General features: G+C 47.8%; 14 protein-coding genes. 11 read left to right on the top strand and 3 right to left on the bottom strand.

Annotated elements, in window-relative coordinates:
• Nucleotides 1-112 precede the first annotated feature (112 nt).
• The 6 genes from FYJ39_RS06845 to FYJ39_RS06870 all read left to right on the top strand — a co-directional run bounded on the left by FYJ39_RS06845 (nucleotide 113) and on the right by FYJ39_RS06870 (nucleotide 10,354).
• On the top strand, nucleotides 113-409 hold the full coding sequence (locus tag FYJ39_RS06845; protein ID WP_154471727.1) for a DUF6110 family protein: 297 nt from the start codon (nucleotides 113-115) through the stop codon (nucleotides 407-409).
• A 104-nt stretch (nucleotides 410-513) separates the two neighbouring features.
• Nucleotides 514-2,589, top strand: a complete 2,076-nt coding sequence (locus tag FYJ39_RS06850; RefSeq protein ID WP_154471728.1) for a heavy metal translocating P-type ATPase — start codon at nucleotides 514-516, stop codon at nucleotides 2,587-2,589.
• A gap of 280 nt (nucleotides 2,590-2,869) precedes the next feature.
• Nucleotides 2,870-4,981, top strand: a complete 2,112-nt coding sequence (locus tag FYJ39_RS06855) for a sensor domain-containing diguanylate cyclase (protein ID WP_195840392.1) — start codon at nucleotides 2,870-2,872, stop codon at nucleotides 4,979-4,981.
• 166 nt (nucleotides 4,982-5,147) lie between these two features.
• Nucleotides 5,148-7,304: a 1,3-beta-galactosyl-N-acetylhexosamine phosphorylase gene (gnpA, locus tag FYJ39_RS06860; RefSeq protein ID WP_154471730.1), complete on the top strand. Its 2,157-nt coding sequence runs from the start codon at nucleotides 5,148-5,150 to the stop codon at nucleotides 7,302-7,304.
• A gap of 260 nt (nucleotides 7,305-7,564) precedes the next feature.
• The gene (gene eno / locus FYJ39_RS06865; protein WP_154471885.1) at nucleotides 7,565-8,860 is read left to right on the top strand and encodes a phosphopyruvate hydratase; all 1,296 of its coding nucleotides are present in this window, start codon (nucleotides 7,565-7,567) and stop codon (nucleotides 8,858-8,860) included.
• A 531-nt stretch (nucleotides 8,861-9,391) separates the two neighbouring features.
• Entirely contained in the window at nucleotides 9,392-10,354 is a 963-nt protein-coding gene (locus tag FYJ39_RS06870; protein WP_154471731.1) for a D-2-hydroxyacid dehydrogenase, read from the top strand.
• On the opposite strand, the gene FYJ39_RS06875 is transcribed toward FYJ39_RS06870, so the two are convergent.
• Both FYJ39_RS06875 and FYJ39_RS06880 read right to left on the bottom strand, forming a co-directional pair.
• Nucleotides 10,335-11,663, bottom strand: coding sequence for a GHKL domain-containing protein (locus FYJ39_RS06875; protein WP_154471732.1), 1,329 nt, complete (start codon nucleotides 11,661-11,663; stop codon nucleotides 10,335-10,337). The genes FYJ39_RS06870 and FYJ39_RS06875 overlap by 20 nt on opposite strands.
• Nucleotides 11,660-12,370: a LytR/AlgR family response regulator transcription factor gene (locus tag FYJ39_RS06880; RefSeq protein WP_154471733.1), complete on the bottom strand. Its 711-nt coding sequence runs from the start codon at nucleotides 12,368-12,370 to the stop codon at nucleotides 11,660-11,662. Before FYJ39_RS06880 ends, FYJ39_RS06875 begins: the two co-directional genes overlap by 4 nt.
• 212 nt (nucleotides 12,371-12,582) lie before the next feature.
• Between FYJ39_RS06880 and FYJ39_RS06885 the strand changes: the two genes are divergently transcribed.
• From FYJ39_RS06885 to FYJ39_RS06905, 5 genes are all read left to right on the top strand, one after another.
• Nucleotides 12,583-14,031: an APC family permease gene (locus tag FYJ39_RS06885; protein WP_154471734.1), complete on the top strand. Its 1,449-nt coding sequence runs from the start codon at nucleotides 12,583-12,585 to the stop codon at nucleotides 14,029-14,031.
• A gap of 56 nt (nucleotides 14,032-14,087) precedes the next feature.
• Nucleotides 14,088-15,329, top strand: a complete 1,242-nt coding sequence (locus FYJ39_RS06890; RefSeq protein WP_154471735.1) for a metal-dependent hydrolase family protein — start codon at nucleotides 14,088-14,090, stop codon at nucleotides 15,327-15,329.
• A 285-nt stretch (nucleotides 15,330-15,614) separates the two neighbouring features.
• Entirely contained in the window at nucleotides 15,615-16,049 is a 435-nt protein-coding gene (locus tag FYJ39_RS06895) for a Dps family protein (RefSeq protein WP_154471736.1), read from the top strand.
• A gap of 63 nt (nucleotides 16,050-16,112) precedes the next feature.
• Nucleotides 16,113-16,676: an alkyl hydroperoxide reductase subunit C gene (gene ahpC, locus FYJ39_RS06900; protein WP_154471737.1), complete on the top strand. Its 564-nt coding sequence runs from the start codon at nucleotides 16,113-16,115 to the stop codon at nucleotides 16,674-16,676.
• Between the two features lie 9 nt (nucleotides 16,677-16,685).
• Nucleotides 16,686-18,419: an FAD-dependent oxidoreductase gene (locus FYJ39_RS06905; protein WP_154471738.1), complete on the top strand. Its 1,734-nt coding sequence runs from the start codon at nucleotides 16,686-16,688 to the stop codon at nucleotides 18,417-18,419.
• A gap of 156 nt (nucleotides 18,420-18,575) precedes the next feature.
• Here FYJ39_RS06905 and FYJ39_RS06910 read toward each other — a convergent pair whose 3' ends face one another.
• Entirely contained in the window at nucleotides 18,576-19,475 is a 900-nt protein-coding gene (locus FYJ39_RS06910) for a LysR family transcriptional regulator (RefSeq protein ID WP_154471739.1), read from the bottom strand.
• Nucleotides 19,476-19,479 lie beyond the last annotated feature (4 nt).

Genomic DNA, 19,479 nt, shown 5'->3' on the forward strand with positions numbered 1-19,479 from the left:
AAGTGACATAAGATGAAGCGGCATAAGTTCTGGGCATGGGCCATGGTAGTCTGCCTTGCAATGGCGGTCTATACAGGTTACAAACACAGATAGGCAAAAGGAGGAAAAAGGAATGATTGACTGTTTAAAGTGCAGGAAGATAGGAATGTTTTTAGGGGGCGTTCTTTTTGGAACAGCAGGAGTTAAGCTGCTGGGAAGCCATGACGCGAAACGATTTTACATTAAGTGCCTGGCTGCGGGACTGAGAGCAAAGGATTGTGCAATGACTGCCGCTACCAATATTCAGGAGAATGCGGAGGATGTGCTGGCAGAGGCCAGAGAAATCAATGCGAAGCGTAAGGCCGAGGTATTCGAGGATGAAAGTGGGCAAGCAGCCTCTGAGGCTTTGATGGAGGCAGCCTCAGAGTAATGAATGATCCGCCTGGGGAGAGAAACGTCCCCAGGCGGTGTTTCGTTCTAAGTCTTTATAGGGGGCGTTAGTTCAAATAAGCAGCAGGATAGGAGCGGTCAATCATGAAATTTGTAATCAGACATGAGATAAGAGGACGGGTAAGAGTCCATTTGTATCAAAGAGGAATGAGCATACGCCAGGCAGATTTGCTGCAGTATTATCTCTGCGGTCTGCCGGGGGTTAGGGGCGCAAAGGTCCATGACCGGACCGGAGATGCGGTGGTGATGTTTGACGGTGAGAGAAGGAAGATTCTGGAGGGAATCCAGCGATTTACCTATGAGGATGAGCAGCTTAAGGAGCTTGTCCCCAGAAACAGCGGGAGAGCTTTGAATCGGGAATATAAGGAGAAGCTGATTCAGCATATTGCGGTGCGGACGCTTACAAAGATGCTTCTGCCTGGGCCGTTACGCGCAGCCTATACAGCATTTCATGGACTCAGATATTGTATAAAAGGCCTTAAGTGTATTCTGCAGGGAAGGCTGGAGGTTGAGGTGCTGGACGCTGCCGCCATTTCGGTATCAATTTTGCGCCGTGATTTTGATACAGCTGGATCGGTTATGTTCCTTCTGGGAGTAGGCGGGCTTTTGGAGGAATGGACCCACAAGCGATCCGTGGGGGATCTGGCTAGAAGTATGTCCCTGAATATTGATAGGGTCTGGCAGAATGTGGAAGGCGCCGAAGTTCTGGTTCCCGTTTCTTCCATCCGGGAAGGCGATCTGGTAACAGTGCATGTGGGAAATGTGATTCCTCTGGATGGTATTGTGGTATCCGGCGAGGCTATGGTAAATCAAGCTTCCATGACAGGGGAATCCATTCCTGTAAAGAAAGAGCGCGGCATGTATGTTTATGCGGGAACCGCCGTTGAGGAGGGCGGGCTGACTCTCTGTGTAAAGAAGGTTGCAGGCTCTACCCGGTTTGAACGTATTGTGAAGATGATTGAGGAGTCGGAACAGCTTAAGTCAGCCGCTGAGGGAAAGGCGGCTACTCTGGCAGACGCTCTGGTGCCCTGGAGCCTGGGAGGAACCGTTTTGACCTGGCTTCTAACCAGAAATGTGACTAAGGCCCTTTCAATCCTGATGGTGGATTTTTCCTGTGCTCTGAAGCTGGCTATGCCGCTGTCGGTGCTTTCGGCAATGCGGGAGGCCAGCGCTTATCATATTACCGTTAAGGGAGGAAAATACATGGAGGCGGTGGCCGCCGCCGATACCATTGTATTTGACAAGACGGGAACTCTGACAAAAGCAAAGCCCCAGGTTGCGGACGTAGTGGTGTTTAACGGAAAGGACAAGGATGAGCTGTTGCGGATAGCGGCCTGTCTGGAGGAGCATTTTCCTCACTCCATGGCAAATGCTGTGGTAAATGAAGCGGAAAAGCGAGGGCTGGTTCATAAGGAAATGCATTCCAAGGTGGATTACATCGTTGCTCATGGAATTGCCACCTATGTGGGTAAGGAGCGAGTTGTCATCGGAAGCTATCACTTTGTATTTGAGGATGAGAAATGTGTCATACCGGAGGATAAGAGGGAAGCCTTCCGCAAGCTGCCGACGGAGTATTCCCATCTGTATCTGGCTGTAGGAGGCATTCTGGCTGCGGTTATCTGTATAGAAGATCCGCTGCGGGAGGAGGCTGACGCAGTCATTGGCGCTCTCCATATGCAGGGAATCTCTAAAATAGTGATGATGACAGGCGACAGCGGGCGAACGGCCCGCTCCATTGCCGGCCAGGTGGGTGTAGATGAATATTATTCCGAAGTGCTTCCTGAGGATAAGGCAGGATTTGTGGAGGAGGAAAAAAGAAAAGGCCGAAAGGTTATTATGATAGGAGATGGGATTAACGACTCGCCGGCCCTGTCGGCTGCTGACGTGGGAATTGCCATCAGCGAGGGGGCGGAGATAGCAAGAGAGATTGCAGATATTACCATATCGGAGGATAATTTGTTTCAGCTGGTGACTCTCCGAGCCATCAGCAGCGCCTTGATGGATCGGATTGACCGGAATTACAGATTTGTGATTGGCTTTAATCTGGCTCTTATCCTGCTGGGAGTAGGCGGGGTGATTACTCCGGCTATGTCTGCCTTGCTTCACAATACGTCAACACTGGCCATTAGTCTAAAGAGCATGACGAATTTGCTGGATTAAGGGGCTGTGGCGGCTGTGGGCGGAGAAATAGGGAATTTCTTTGCTGAAATCTTTTGGCGGGCTTTTGTGACGAGGGGAGGAGTGAGTGGGGAGAAGCAGCCGTATATATGAGAGGGGGCGCAAGCCCCTTTACATTTTTGTAACGAAGGCTGGCTATAGGCAGTTTAAGGTTTCTACATTATCTGCCGATATAAAACATATAATTATGTTTACGTGCCTTAAAAAGACTACGCCGGCTTGGCTTAAAAAGGGCTTGTACAAGAATGAAAGAGGGGATTGCATGTTTTCTTTGATCGATGAGCTGCCTGAACTGATTTATGTAGCTGATACAGACACATATGATCTTCTTTATCTGAACCGTGCCGCAAGGAAAGCGCTGGGTTTGGAAAAGCGTTCCTATATAAAATGCTATGAGGCAATTCAGGGCAGAAGGACTCCCTGCGAGTTCTGCACAAATCAATACTTAAAAGACGACAGCTTTTATGTATGGAGATTCACAAATCCCGTCCTGAACCGGCATTATCTTCTAAAGGATAAGCTGATTGAGTGGGGGGGAAGGAAAGCACGGCTGGAAATCGCTTTTGACATAACGGAAGAGGAGCAGGAAAAAATTAAATTAGGAAATACGCTGGAGGCGGCTAAGCTTGTAAATGAATGTGCCCAGCAGCTTTACACCTCCAAGGACATGAAAGCAGATGTAAACGCGGTGCTTCAAAAGCTCGGAGAATTTTTAGAAGCGCAGCGTGCCTTTATATTTGAGAATGCCAATGGTGTGATAAGCAATATTTATGAGTGGAGTCTGGATGGACTGATTTCACATTCAATGATTTTAGATAGCATACCGGCTTCGCTGATTGACAGATGGATGGAGAGATTCAGCAGGAGTGAGTGCATCATGATTGAAGATACCCAGGGGCTTCGAGAAAGCAGGCCGGAGGAGTATCAGGTATTATCAGAGCAGGGAGTGCGCTCTTTGATGGTAGTGCCTATCGTGTCAAATGATGAGATAGCAGGATTGATCGGAGTTGCCAATTATTCCGTTCACAAGCTGGAGAATACCAGGGTAATTCTCAATTTTATCGGATATTTTATTGGAGCCACATTCAGAAATTTCTACACTACTATGCTTCTGGAGCAGATGAGCTATTGCGATTCTCTAACACAGGTGGGAAACCGCAATGCGTTTAACAAGCGCATAGCAGAGCTGGACGGTGAAAGTAAGTGTACGGTTGGAGTGGTATATATTGATGTGAACGGGATGAAGCCTCTAAACGATCGGTTCGGACATCAGAAGGGCGATGAAACTCTGATAGACGTTGCAAGGAGTATACGGGCCTTTTATGGCTCAGATGATATTTACCGGATAGGAGGGGACGAGTTTGTAGTCATCTGTGAAAATGTAAAGGAGGATGAATTTAATTGGCATGTTGAGGAGCTTAAAAGCTTTTTTGCCCTGGAGAACGATTACTCGGTATCCGTCGGCACATTCTGGACGGAAGCATGTGAAAATATACATGATGTGCTTTTTAAAGCGGATGAACAGATGTATGCTGACAAGCGCAGGTTCTATCACGGAAGATTTCTGTCAGGGCGTTACCGCCACGATATGGATGATGTTTTGGACATGGCAAAGCCAGGGGTCCTTAAGAGAATGATTAACGAGAAGCGGTTCCATGTTTTCTTCCAGCCTAAGATTGGGGTGGATTCCCAGAGCGTTATAGGGGCGGAAGCTTTAGTTAGATGTGAAACTGCTCAGGGACAGATGATGCCGCCATCCGTCTTTATACCGGTTTTAGAGGAAGCACATCTGATCGGCTTACTGGATTTTCATATTTTGGATGTGGTATGCAGCCACGTACAAAGCTGGCTGGAGAAAGATCTGGAAGTACAGCCGGTTTCGGTTAATTTTTCCCGTTATACATTGTCTAAAAAGAATTTTGTGAGAAAGCTGTGCGGCATTTGGGAAAAATACAGGATACCAAAGACTCTGGTGGAAATTGAGATTACGGAGACCAAGGAGGAAGAGGATTTCGAGGGCTTTCTGAGGGTAATCAGAGCTGTTAAAAAGGAGGGCTTCTCTGTTTCCGTAGATGACTTTGGAGTAAAAAACGCGAATCTATATCTGTTTACAGCGGCAGATTTTGATACCCTGAAAATTGATAAAAACCTTGTAGATGATCTGAGCGGAAACCCTAAGACGCGGGCGGTAATCTCTGCGGTTTCGGATATCTGCCATAAGATGAATATAAAGCTCATAGTAGAAGGGGTTGAAACAGAAGAACAGTTAGAAATTTTGAAAAAGCTCCATTGTACCGGAGTACAGGGCTTTTTGTTCAGCAAGCCAGTTCCGGCGGATGTATTTGAAGAGAGATATATACAGAAATGCCAGTGAAAGCGGCCTGGAGGCATATAGGTCCATCGAACCTGCTATAAAAGCAATAATTATAAAAAAGCCAGCAAAATAAGTGTTGAAAATGGACAATAAAATTAGTATTGTAGAGGTATATGGCAAGAATATGCTTGATGATTATAGCAGAACGATTTAGATGGAGGCAGTTATGGGACAGAGTAAAGGAAGAGTGACGATTCCAACGGATTTGGATGTAATTCCGCAGACATTGGAAATTATGGAGCGATGGGGCGCGGATGCGCTGAGGGATTGTGACGGAACGGATTTTCCCAAGGAGCTTCGGGAGGTAGACGCAAAAATCTATTCAACCTACTATACCACCAGAAAGGACAACCAATGGGCCGCTGCGAATCCGGAGGAGATTCAGCAGATGTATGTTATGACGCCCTTTTATACCGCTACAGAGGCTGTACTCAGAGTGCATCTGATGAAGGGTCTGTATCCAGATATGCTAAAGCCAAACAGCAGGGACGATATAAAGCGGTGGTGGGAGGTTATGGATAGAACCACAGGCTGCCCGGTTGCGGCTGAGGACTGGCAATATGATGAATCCGCCGGAGAGGTGATTATTTCTGCCCTGCCCTTCCATGATTATACAGTCAGCTTTCTGGCGTATATCATGTGGGACCCTGTACATATGTATAATGCAGTAACCAATGACTGGAAGGAAGTAGAGCATCAGATTACCTTTGATGTCAGGCAGCCGAAGACCCATCGCTATACCATGGAGCGGCTGCGCAGGTTTATTCAGGAGCATCCATATGTAAATGTGCTGCGTTTTACCACATTTTTTCATCAGTTTACGCTGATTTTTGATGAGCTTGCAAGAGAGAAGTATGTGGACTGGTATGGCTATTCCGCGTCGGTCAGCCCCTATATTCTGGAGCAGTTTGAGAAGGAGGCGGGCTATCGCTTCCGCCCGGAATTTATCATTGACCAGGGCTATTATAACAACCAGTACAGGATTCCGTCGAAGGAATTTCAGGATTTCCAGGCATTCCAGAGACGTGAGGTCGCAAAAATCGTGCGGGAGATGGTAGAGATCACCCACGAGTACGGCAAAGAAGCTATGATGTTCCTGGGAGATCACTGGATTGGAACAGAGCCGTTTATGGAGGAATTTGCTTCCATGGGACTGGACGCTGTGGTGGGAAGCGTCGGCAATGGCTCTACCCTGCGCCTGATTAGTGATATAAAAGGTGTGAAATATACAGAAGGAAGACTGCTTCCATACTTTTTTCCTGATACCTTCCATGAGAAGGGAGATCCGGTGAAAGAAGCCAAGATAAACTGGGTAACAGCCAGAAGAGCGATTCTGCGCAGTCCCATTGACCGGATCGGCTACGGCGGATATCTGAAGCTGGCGTTGGAGTTCCCTGATTTTGTAAATTATGTAGAGTCCGTATGCCAAGAATTCCGCACCCTGTATGATAACATCCATGGCTGCGTTCCCTACTGTATTAAGCGTGTGGCAGTTCTGAACTGCTGGGGAAAGATGCGCGCCTGGGGCTGTCATATGGTGCATCACGCAATCTATTTCAAAGAGAATTATTTTTATTCCGGTGTGATCGAAGCCCTTTCAGGCGCACCCTTTGATGTAACATTTATCAGCTTCCAGGATATTCTTGAAAACCAGGAAATCTTAAAGGAAATGGATGTGCTGATCAATGTGGGCGACGCAGACACGGCACACACTGGAGGTCCATGGTGGGACAATCCTGTCATAGCTGAGGCAGTGAAGCGCTTTGTACATGAAGGCGGCGGTATAATCGGAATCGGAGAGCCCAGCGGACATCAGGCAAATGGGCGTTTTATTCAGCTGGCAAATGTGTTCGGGGTAGAAAAGGAAACAGGCTTTACGCTGGGCTATGATAAATACAACTGGGACTGCAGCAGACATTTTATTACGGAGGACAGCGCGGGAGCCATTGATTTTGGCGATAATCAGAAGAATATGTATGCTCTGGAGAACACTCAGGTACTGTCGGAGACAGGAAAGCGTGTCAATCTGGCAGTCCATGAATTTGGCAGAGGGCGTGCGGTCTATGTCAGCGGCCTTCCATACAGCTTTGAGAACAGCAGGCTTTTGCACAGAGCGATTATGTGGAGCGCCCATGCTGAGGAAAGTCTCCATAGCTGGTTCAGCAGCAACTACAATGTAGAAGTGCATGCATATGTGGAAAATGGCAAATACTGTGTTGTAAATAACACCTATGAGCCCCAGGAAACAACGGTTTACCGCGGAGATGGAAGCAGCTTTGAATTAAAGCTGAAGGAGAATGAAATTATCTGGTATGAAATATAGATTGAAATTCAGCGTCTCCATCAGCCGCTGGGATTAAGGACCTTTCTTGGGAAAGGGCGGCTGCCTGATCTGGGGGAGACCGGAGATAAATTGAGAAAAATTTCTGATTCTTCTATTGATTTTTCTTCCTGGGTCTGCTATGCTTATGATAGTTAGATCAACCTAACTACATGTGAATAAATCGTGGGTTTTCTTTCTGCTCTGTTGGAGCCAGAGCGGAAGGAAGCCATGGTGAATCAGGAAGGCGGTAAGGGATGAAGATGAAGCATTTAGAAATTGAAAAAGTAATCGGAAGAGAGATCATTGATTCCAGAGGAAATCCTACGGTGGAGGCCGAGGTATATCTGGCTGACGGCACGATGGGCAGAGGAACAGCCCCCAGCGGCGCGTCCACAGGCGAATTTGAAGCCCTGGAGCTGAGGGATAAGGAGAAAGAACGATTTGGCGGAAAGGGTGTCTCCAAGGCAGTCCATAATATAAATACTGTTATTTCTGAGACATTAAAGGGAATGAATGGGGCTGATATCTATGGGGTAGACAGGGCGATGCTTAGGGCTGACGGAACAAAGGACAAGTCACGTCTGGGAGCCAATGCCATACTGGCGGTATCCATTGCCTGTGCCAGAGCTGCGGCCAATGCCCTGGAGCTTCCGCTGTATCGTTTCCTGGGAGGCGTAAACGGCAACCGCCTGCCTCTCCCTATGATGAATATTTTAAACGGCGGCGCCCATGCTGCTAATACGGTGGACGTTCAGGAGTTTATGATTATGCCTGCGGGGGCAGAAAGCTTTAAAGAGGGCCTCCGCTGGTGTACGGAAGTATTTCACGCGCTGGCTGCCCTTTTGAAGGAACGGGGGCTTGCCACCTCTGTAGGAGACGAGGGCGGATTTGCGCCGGATTTGGGAAGCGATGAGGAGGCAATACAGTGTATTCTGGAAGCGGTTAAGAAAGCTGGCTATGAGCCTGGCAGTGATTTTGTGATTGCCATGGATGCCGCCTCCAGTGAATGGAAAAGCGGCAAAAAAGGCGAGTACATACTGCCTAAGTGTGGAAAGAAATTTACCTCAGAGGAACTGATTGCCCATTGGAAGGAGCTTTGCGATAAGTATCCCATTTATTCCATTGAGGACGGGTTGGATGAGGAAGATTGGGAAGGCTGGCAAAAGATGACCAAAGAGCTGGGAGACAGAATCCAGCTTGTGGGAGACGATCTGTTCGTTACCAATACGCAGCGGCTGGCAACAGGTATTCGCTTGGGCTGCGGCAATTCTATTTTGATTAAGCTGAATCAGATTGGAACGGTTTCGGAAACGCTGGAAGCTATTAAGATGGCTCATAAGGCAGGTTATACGGCAATTTCCTCCCACCGATCGGGAGAGACGGAGGATACCACCATTGCGGATTTGGCGGTGGCTCTTAATACCTGCCAGATAAAGACAGGAGCGCCCAGCAGAAGCGAGCGCGTCGCAAAATACAATCAGCTTCTGCGGATTGAGGAGGAGCTGGGGACAGGAGCGGTATTTCCTGGAATGGACGCATTTAATATTAAACGGTAATAGACCAGACATAAAATAGACAAAAGGGCAGAGGATTTTGTTTTTCCAGCCGCAGGAGATGTTCTTCCTGCGGCTCTTTTTGTGTATGAAAGCCTGTAAAAGTACGAATGCAGTGAAGCTGGCGGAGGGTTATCTGGCAGGGAGGGGAAGGTTTCCTGGGCGGCGCAGCCTGCTTCATTTCTTTGGGAGCCAGCAAAATCGCCGGATGTTATATGGCAATCAAGTATTCGAAAACTATGGGAGATTAGCCTTTAGAGGACTCCCTTTTATGGAATTTAAGTGATATAATTATATAAGGTAAAGCTGCTGAAGCTTGAAGCCTGCGCTGAAAATAGGCAAAAATATGCTTTCCGTGGATATGACGCCTTGCCCGGAGGAGGATGAGGCTATCATCCTGGCAAATGCCAAGCTCGTAATTAACTGGGCATGGGCTTTGGAGTAGGAAGAGAAAGAAGAAAGGTTCGCCTGGCAGAGAGGACGGATGATAGAGGATAGCATATACAAACACAGACAAAAAAGGGGGTAAATAAAATGAAAATTGTAATTTTAGACGGATATACGGTGAATCCTGGAGATTTAAGCTGGGATGGCTTTAAGGAGCTGGGCGAGCTGACCGTTTATGACCGAACTGCCGATCACAGCAGGATTGCAGAGCGTATAGGGGATGCCCAGGTGGTTTACACGAATAAGGCTCCCATTACAAAGGAGATCATAGCGGACTGTCCGAATCTGAAGTTGATTGGGGTGTTGGCCACCGGCTACAATGTAGTTGACGTGGAGGCGGCAAAGGAGGCGGGGGTGCTGGTAGTTAATATCCCAACCTACGGAACGGATGCAGTAGCCCAGTTTACAATCGCTTTGCTGTTGGAGCTGTGTCACCATATAGGAGAGCATTCCATGTGCGTAAAGAGGGGAGATTGGGCCAACAGTGGGGACTGGTGCTTCTGGAACTCCCCGTTGGTTGAGCTGGCTGGAAAAACCATGGGGATCATAGGCTTTGGCCGTATTGGCCAGGGAACTGGAAGGATTGCTCAGGCGCTGGGAATGAAGGTTCTGGCTTACGATACTCACAGGGATAAAAATTTGGAGAGCGCAGGCTTTAGGTATGCTGAACTGGATGAGCTTTTGGCCTCCTCCGATGTAATTTCCCTGCACTGCCCGCTGTTTCCGGAAACTCAGGGAATGATTAACAGAAACCAAATTGCCAAGATGAAGGACGGGGTGATGATTATCAACAGCTCCAGAGGACCGTTGATTGTGGAGGAAGATCTAAGAGACGCCCTCAACAGCGGCAAGGTAGGAGGAGCGGCAGTGGATGTAGTTTCTGCAGAGCCGATCCGGATGAACAACCCATTGCTTTCTGCAAAAAACTGTATCATCACGCCTCATATTGCCTGGGCTCCAAAGGAATCCAGACAAAGGCTGATAAATATAGCAGTCCATAATCTGAAAGCATATATCAGTGGGAATCCTGTTAATGTGGTGAATCAATAGGACGGAGACCTGGGCTTAGGGGCAGCATAACAGTAACAGTGAACACGCTCTCATCATGGCTGATTTTCATATCTCCTTTGTATTTACGGACAACGGTGGACACATTGGACAGCCCGATTCCGCAGTACTTTTCACCTAGCTTCACGCTCTCATAACGGTTTCCATCCTTACGGAACTGACCGTTATAGGAGTTGGATATGCTGATGATCAGAAATGCCTTCTGGCAGCGTATCTCTGTATGTATGAAGCGCTTCGACTGCTTTTTCATACGGATACAGGCTTCCAGCGCATTGTCCAGCAGGTTGCCTAGGATGATGCACAGATCCACGTTCTCGATGGGCAGCTTTGGAGGCACCATAATATTGGCTGTCAGGGGAATGTCACTGGCGGCAGCCTGCTGCTGCGCGTTATTTACCAGGATATTGACCATGCTGTTGCCGCCGGACAGGGGAACCTTCATCCCGTTGGCTGACTGGTATATTTGTTCAATATAATCCAGGGCCTCCTCATATTGGCCTGACTTTAAAAACACCACCAGGGAATGGAGGTGTTTTTTCAGGTCGTGGCGCAGGGCAGTGATTTCCCTCTGGGAATCCTCCACCTTCTGGTAATAGGAGGACTGCATATGCAAAAGCTTATCCGCGATCATGTTCTTCTGGCTTTCCTCGTCTATGATGGCGTAGTCGTCCACCAGATAGAACAGAAACATGGAGGAGCAGAACAGGATGCAGGAGATCTCCAGATAAAAATTAGACACGCGGTTTTTCATGTGGAAAATCTGAATCGTGGTAAAGAGAATCCCGGACGGAACCAAAAAGGAAATGGCTCCGTACAGAGCATCCTTGTGGCTCTTTCTCATGTTGCGAAAGAGGATGAGCAAGAGGGTGAAAAAGAAAAACAGCACGCAAGCCGCCATCTGGGCCAGAGGGCTCTGGATCAGAAAACTGGGCTCCGAGGGCAGCGGTTCATTGTGGAAAAGCCTTACCAGCACAGCAGACAGCAGCTTGCAGGCATAGTTAAGCACTACAAAAAGGTAGGCTGTCAGGACCTTGGTTCTCAGGGCATCAGTGAAGAACATGCAGCTAATCAGTATGGTAAAGGTGCAGTAAAAAATACACATGCTGAACAGGGGCGCATGAAACCAGTAGGTCATCCATTGGAATACAAAATAGATGAGAATGCCTGCTGCGTATTGGGGGGCTGATCGTAAGCGTCTATGGAGGAAATTACCGCACAGCCAGTATAGGATCAGAGTCTCTGCCGCAGACAGAATAAAGCTGACCCAGGCGTGCTGCAGGACGCCCGTCATAATATGGACTCCATGTAGCTTAAGAATTCCTGATGCACTTCTTTGTGTTTATGCTTGCTTATGGGCAGCATTTCCTTGTTATCCATGGTAACGGAGTCCTTAAAAATGTTGTAGATATGGCTTACATTGATCAGAAAGCTCTTATGGCTGCGGATAAATCCATAAGGCCGTAGCTGTTCCTCCAGGGAACTGATGGTTCCGGTAAAGGTAAATGTGCCTTCCATTGCAACCACCCGTATGGTTCTCAGATTTGATTCCAGGTAGTAGATATGATCCGTCATAAGCTTGGTTGTCCCGCTGATACTTGGAAAGGAGAAAATAGAAGCATGCTTTTTTAGCTGCCGATCTAGAAGCTCCTTTACCGCAGACAAAAAGTCGGCCTGCTCTACTGGCTTTACGATGTAGCGGAAGGCCCCTACCTTGTAGCCATCCACCGCATAATCAACTGTGGCAGTGACAATAAGAATAGGCGTCTCGGCATCAATTGTACGAATATGTTTCGCTACCTCGATACCGCCCATGGTCTCCATACGCATGTCCAATACCAGTATATCACAGAAGCCTTTCTGCTTATAATCCTTCAGTAAATCCAGTCCGTCCCTATAGGAGGCTATCTCTAAGGGCCGTTCTTTCTTTAGTTGTTCCAGATAACCGCATAGGATTGTCAGATCTGCGGGACTGTCGTCGCAAAGTACAATTCTGAACATAATTTATCTCCTTAGTAAGTGTATTACGATTATACAATTCCTGTTATGGAATTGCAAATAGATGCTTCGTATAAAAAATAGATTGAATCCCAATTATGACAATAAAAGTATCGATTATGCACAAGGTATTGCATATAAAAAAGACGGGTGTAAAATGAAGCTACGAGTCAAAGGGAATATAAATAAAAACGCAAAAGGGGGCGCAAGCGTGTATGTCTGGATCAAGTGGTAATGATACGGGAGGAATGAAAAAGACCCTGTCTATATGGAATTTTTTTACCATTGGATTCGGGGCTATCATCGGCACTGGCTGGGTACTGCTGGTAGGCGATTGGATGGTAATTGGAGGAGGGCCTGTGGCAGCAATGATTGCCTTTGCCATAGGAGCCGTGTTTTTGCTTCCCATCGGGGCTGTGTTTGGGGAGCTGACAGCAGCCATCCCTATATCAGGGGGAATTATTGAATATGTGGACCGCACCTATGGGCGGAAAGTTTCTTACATAACAGGATGGTTTCTGGCTCTGGGCAATGGTATTCTTTGTCCATGGGAGGCCATTGCTATCTCTACACTGGTGTCTGATATGTTCGGGGATCTGTTTCCGATCCTGCGGTCTGTGAAGCTTTATAATATCATGGGGGCAGATGTGTACCTGTTTCCCACAGTAATTGCTTTGGGCTTTGCTGTCTATGTTATCCTTTTGAATTTCAGGGGAGCCAAAGCAGCGGCTAAGCTTCAGGCCTTTCTGACAAAGGCGCTCCTGGCTGGGATGCTGCTTGCCATGGCTATCTCCTTTGTAAGAGGAGGGCCATCCAATATACTGCCTGTATTTGCAAGGGCAGAGGGAGCAGCTACCGTAACCGGCGCAAGCAATATGTTTGCGGGAATTATTTCCGTTCTGGTCATGACGCCTTTTTTCTATGCAGGATTTGATACCATACCCCAGCAGGCGGAGGAAGCGGCCGAGGGATTGGACTGGAATAAATTTGGCAAGGTTATCAGTATGGCTCTGCTGGCAGCTGGAGGATTTTATATGGTGTGTATCTACTCCTTCGGAACCATCATTCCCTGGACCGAATTTGTAAAGGGCACGGTGCCGGCTCTGGCATGCCTAAAGAGCATCAACATGGTTCTTTATGTAGCTATGCTGTTGATAGCAACCTTAGGGCCCATGGGCCCTATGAATTCCTTTTACGGAGCGACCAGCCGTATTATGCTGGCTATGGTACGCAAGGGACAGCTTCCCGAATGTTTTGCGGTTTTGGATGAGAAGAGCGGCGCGCCCAGGATGGCCAACAGGGTTCTGGCAGCACTTACAATCGTGGGCCCCTTCTTAGGCAAGAAAATGCTCGTATCTCTGACTAATGTATCTGCCCTGGCCTTTATTTTCTCCTGCATGATGGTAAGCTTTGCATGCCTGAAAATGCGTGATACAGAGCCGGAGCTTCCAAGGCCTTACAGGGTTCCAGGAGGAAAGGTGGGAATTGGACTGGCATGTGGGGCAGGCGCCATTATAGTAGGGCTTATGGTAGTTCCCTTCAGTCCTGCGGCTCTTACACCTGTGGAGTGGGGGATTGTGCTGGCCTGGCTGGCAGTAGGCCTTGCGTTAAGCGCAGCAACGAAGGGCAGACACAAGCACAGTACAGACGCTGACCGTGCCTGAGTGACACATAAATTCATTCATAAACTAACATTTAAAGGAAGGCGAGGAGGATTTATATGAAGAAAGTAGCGTTTAAACATGGGTTTTTGATTGACGGTACCGGTATGGAGCCAGTAAATAATAGTCTGGTACTGGTAGAGGACGATAAGATTGCCTATGCCGGTGCGGACAGGGAAATAGGCCCTGACTACGAGGTTCTGGATATTACAGGAAAGACGATTATGCCGGGGCTGATTGACTCCCATCTTCATTTCTCAGGCAACCTGACAGACGATGACAGCGACTGGGTGCTGGAGGATGTGGTGCAAAAGACGGTGGTGGCAGTTCAGCAGGCTCATGAATGTCTGGAGAACGGACTTACAACGGTAGGAGAGATCTCCCGATCCGGTATCCAGATCCGAAACATGGTGGAGGCAGGCGTTATGAAGGGGCCAAGAGTGGTTGCGACCGGACTTGGATTCTGCCGCACCTGCGGACACGGTGATTCCCACAGGCTTCCCAGCTACTATAATGACGAATCCCATCCCTGGGCTGAGCGGGTGGACGGCCCTTGGGATCTGAGAAAGGCAGTAAGAAGAAGGCTGCGCCAAAGCCCGGATGCTATCAAGATTTGGTCCACAGGAGGCGGTATCTGGCGATGGGATCAGAAGCTGGATCAGCATTACACGCTGGAGGAAATTCAGGCAGTAGTTGATGAATGCAACATGGTAGGAATCCCGGTATGGTCCCATGCAGAGGGATACGGCGGCGCTCTGGATTCAGCAAGAGCCGGCGTGCACCTGATCATCCACGGACAGACCCTAAACGACGAGTGTCTGGATATTATGGCTGAGAAAGGGATTTACTTCTGTCCTACCATTCAATTCTTAAATGAATGGTTCAAGACCTATGCTCCGCCGTACATTCCTGAGGTTCATGACCAGTATCCTGGCGATACCGTGGCGGAGAAGGAGTTAAACCGTGTATATGCTAATTTAAGGAAAGCAAAAGCCAAAGGAATCGGCTTGACCATTGGCTCAGATTCCTTCTGCTCCAGCCTGACACCCTATGGAACCACAGCCATAGGAGAGATGTATTCCTTTGTGGAGAAGGCAGGCATCAGCGAAATGGATACCATCGTGGCAGCAACCAAGGTGGGAGCTGAGATGCTAAAGGTGGACAATGTGACAGGTTCTTTGACAGAGGGTAAAAGTGCAGACCTGCTGGTTATTAATGGAAATCCATTAGAGAATATCCGTGCAATCTCTGTTGAGAACATGAACGTAATCATGAAGGAAGGATATTTTGTAAAACGCTGACCAGAACTCCCAAAGGCAGAGAGAGGGCTACATTAGGCAAACCCCGATAAAAACGTATTTATACAGCAAACGGCATAGTCGCTTTGGCTATGCCGTTTTGCTGTCCTTGTGGCCGCTCTCCTCTTCCAGTGCCGCGAAGAAATTTAAAAAAATGATAATAGTTATCAATATTATTTGTTGACAAATTTGAAAAAAACTGGTAAGATAATGTCAAGTTAGTTAGCTTGAACTAATGAATGGGTTTTACATAATGGTTACTTATAAAGTGGGAAAGGAGGAAATTATATGAGTGAATTAATTGGAAAGTTGAACCAACTGCTGGCGGATCTGAGTATTTTATACAGAAAGCTGCAAAACTATCATTGGAATATTCAGGGGAAAGAATTTTTTGTTCTCCACAGTAAGCTGGAAGAGTACTATGATGGAGTAAATGAGGAAATTGACCAGATAGCGGAGCAGATCCTTATGCTGGATGGACAGCCTCTTGGAAGAATGAAGGACTACCTGGATATTGGTAAAATCAAGGAGGCCTCCAACGAGAGGATACATGCGGCAGACGTTGTAAACAGCGTGCTGGAGGATTTTGGCTACTGTAAGGAAGCTTTGAAGGCCATTAAGGAAAAGGCGGACGAGGAAAATGTGTACGAGGTATCCTCTATGGCCGATTCCATGATAGCAGAGTATAGCAAGGCCATCTGGATGCTGAAGCAGTCCAGATAGATAAAAGGCCATAGCTATAGAATATTTAAATCAACTAATAAACATGAGCAGGAGGAATTTATTATGTCATTAATCGGAAAAGAAATCAGTGATTTTAAAGTGCAGGCTTTTGTAGGCGGAGAATTTAAGGAGGTAAAAAAGTCAGATGTATTAGGCAAGTGGGGCGTATTTTTCTTCTACCCTGCTGATTTTACCTTTGTGTGCCCGACGGAGCTGGAGGATTTGGCTAACAAGTATGAGGAGTTTAAGGGGATCGGCTGTGAGATCTACAGTGTGTCCTGCGACAGTCACTTTGTACACAAGGCATGGCATGATGCATCCAAGACCATTCAGAAAATTCAGTACCCTATGCTTGCGGACCCAACAGGCGCTTTAGCCAGAGATTTCGAAGTAATGATTGAGTCTGATGGAATGGCAGAGAGAGGCAGCTTTATTGTAAATCCTGAGGGCAAGATCGTAGCTTATGAAGTGATTGCAGGAAATGTGGGAAGAAATGCGGACGAGCTATTCCGCCGGGTGCAGGCTTCCCAGTTTGTGGCAGAGCATGGGGATCAGGTGTGCCCGGCTAAGTGGCAGCCAGGAGCAGAGACCTTGAAGCCCAGCCTGGATTTAGTAGGCTTACTTTAAGGAGCGCATATGCAGGATAAACAGCATTTATATGATGTAATAATTGTAGGCGGCGGACCGGCAGGTCTGTCCGCTGCAATCTATATGGCCAGAGCCAGATATAAGGTTTTGGTGATGGAGAAGGAGAAAATAGGAGGCCAGATTACCATTACATCGGAGATTGTCAATTATCCGGGGGTGGAGCAGTCCAGTGGAAAAGATCTGACTCATTCTATGAAGGAGCAGGCGGAGGCCTTTGGAGCAGAATTTGCTATGGCGGAGGTTCTGGATCTGGATCTGGATCAGGATATAAAGGTGCTCCATACCACAGCAGGAGAGTATAAGGCTCTGGGTGTGGTGCTGGCCACAGGAGCTAATCCCAGAAAGCTGGGCTTTAAGGGCGAAAAAGAATTTCAGGGCAGAGGCGTAGCTTACTGTGCTACTTGTGACGGAGAATTTTTCACAGGGCTGGAGGTATTTGTTATCGGCGGCGGCTTTGCCGCGGTGGAGGAAGGCATTTTCCTGACGAAATACGCAAAGAAGGTTACGCTGATTGTGCGGGAGGATGATTTTACCTGTGCAAAAACCGTAGCGGATCAGGTGAAGAATGAGGAGAAGATATCCGTTGAGTTTAATACGGAGATTGTAGAGGCAGGCGGAGACAATATGCTTACCTTTGCCAGATTCAGGAATAATAAAACCGGCCGTCAATGGGTCTATGAGGCTGGGGAGGACGGCAGCTTTGGGATCTTTGTGTTTGCAGGCTATGTACCTAACACAGCCTGGTTAGGCGGTAAGGTAGCCTGTGATGAGCGGGGCTATATCATTACTGACGGAAACCAGAAAACGAATGTGGACGGAGTCTATGGAGCCGGAGATGTATGCATAAAGAATCTCCGGCAGGTAGTTACGGCAGTATCCGACGGAGCTGTGGCGGCTACCTCTCTGGAAAAGCATGTGTCCCTTATCCATGAGAAGCTGGGCCTGCCAGAGTTTCAGAGGGAAAAGGCTCATATGGAGCGGCTGAGGCACGGAGCAGGCAAACAGCCGAAGGACGGGAAAGCCCAGGGTGGAGAGAGGAACGCAGAACAGGCCAAGGGCGAAGGACAATCAGGTCAGGGCTTCCTTTCTGATGAAATCAAGCAGCAGTTGGAAGGCTTGTTCCCTAAATTTGCTGGAAAGGTTATCATAAGGGCAGAGCTGGATGACAGCCCTCTGGCTGGAGAGATGAGCGGCTTTTTAGGGGAACTGGAGGGGCTTACCGACAAGCTGGCCTGTGTAAGAGTTACGGTTAGCCAGGAGGAGAAAGCGGCAAGAGAGGCGAAGGGAGAACTGCTTCCTGCCTTCTGCATAGAGCGGGAGGATGGAAGCGGCGGTAATATCCTGTTTCATGGCGTACCGGGAGGGCATGAGTTTAATTCCTTTATTATTGCCCTTTATAACATGGCGGGGCCTGGACAGGCCATTGACGAGAGCCTTAAGCAGCGCCTTTTATCCATAAAGAAGGACATTAACGTTAAGGTGATGGTTTCTCTGTCCTGCACAATGTGTCCGGAGGTGGTGATGGCAGCCCACAGAGCTGCGTCACTGTCTGATAAGGTAAAAGGAGAAATGATTGATTTGATGCATTTCCCTGATTTAAAGAAGAAATATAAAATTATGAGCGTTCCCTGTATGGTTATCAACGACGATCAGGTATACTTTGGTAAAAAGAGCTTGGAGGAAGTAACTCAGCTTCTGGAGGAAGCCGCTGGTAAAATATAAGGAGAATTAAATTTTGAAAAGGAAAAGGAACCGGGTACAGGCCGAGGGAAACAGACTGGGCCCCGGTTCTTTTTGATTTTATAGGAACGATCGACATTGGCACTTTCTTGTATTAGGCTGTAAATGGATAAGCTATCTTAGTTTTTGTCAAATCCATTACTGGATCAAGCGTTTCAGCTCATCTAAATATTTCAGAGCGAACTGGCTCAAATGAAGCTTTGGATTGGAGAGCCAGCCAATTTCCATGGATTCCTCTGTGTTTAAGGGAACTGCTGTAATGGTATCCCCGTTTAAGTTGCGGTTCAGGATACCGCTGCAAATCGTATAGCCATTTAAGCCAATGAGCAGGTTAAAGAGGGTTGCCCGATCGCTGACATAGATAACCTTTTTTCTGGGAACGGTACTGAGGATTTCCTCTGAAAAATAGAAGGAGTTATTCTCGCCCTGTTCAAAGGCCAGAAAGGGATAGGGCTCCAAATCCTCAATGGACACAGATTTTTTATGTGACAGGGGGTGGAAGCAGCTTATAAATATATGAGGATCTGCGTGAAACAGGGTGTGAAATACCAGACCGTTTTCCGTGAACAGCTTTTTTAGAACCTTCCGGTTAAAATGATTCATATACAAAATCCCCAGCTCGCTGCGGCAGTTTTTCACATCATCGATAATTTCATAGGTGCGTGTTTCCCGAAGGGTAAATTCATATTCGTCAATATTCTGCCGCGATACAACATTGGCAAAGGCATTTACCGCAAAGGCATAGTGCTGTGTAGAGATGGAGCAAATCCGTTTCGCCGGAGGCCTGCCTGTATAGTGCTGCTCCAGCAGCTGCGCCTGCTCCAGAACCTGCCTGGCGTAGGAGAGAAACTCCCGTCCATCTGAGGAAAGGGCGATTCCCTTAGGGCTGCGGTTGAAAATAGAAATACCCATTTCCTTTTCCAGCTCCTTAATGGAGTTGGACAAGCTGGGCTGGGTGATAAAGAGCTGCTTGGCAGCTTCGGATATGGAGCCGCAGGTGACGACAGCTACAATGTAGCGCAGTTGCTGTAAGGTCATAAAA

This window comes from Clostridium porci (genome assembly GCF_009696375.1).
Classification (GTDB): domain Bacteria; phylum Bacillota; class Clostridia; order Lachnospirales; family Lachnospiraceae; genus Enterocloster; species Enterocloster porci.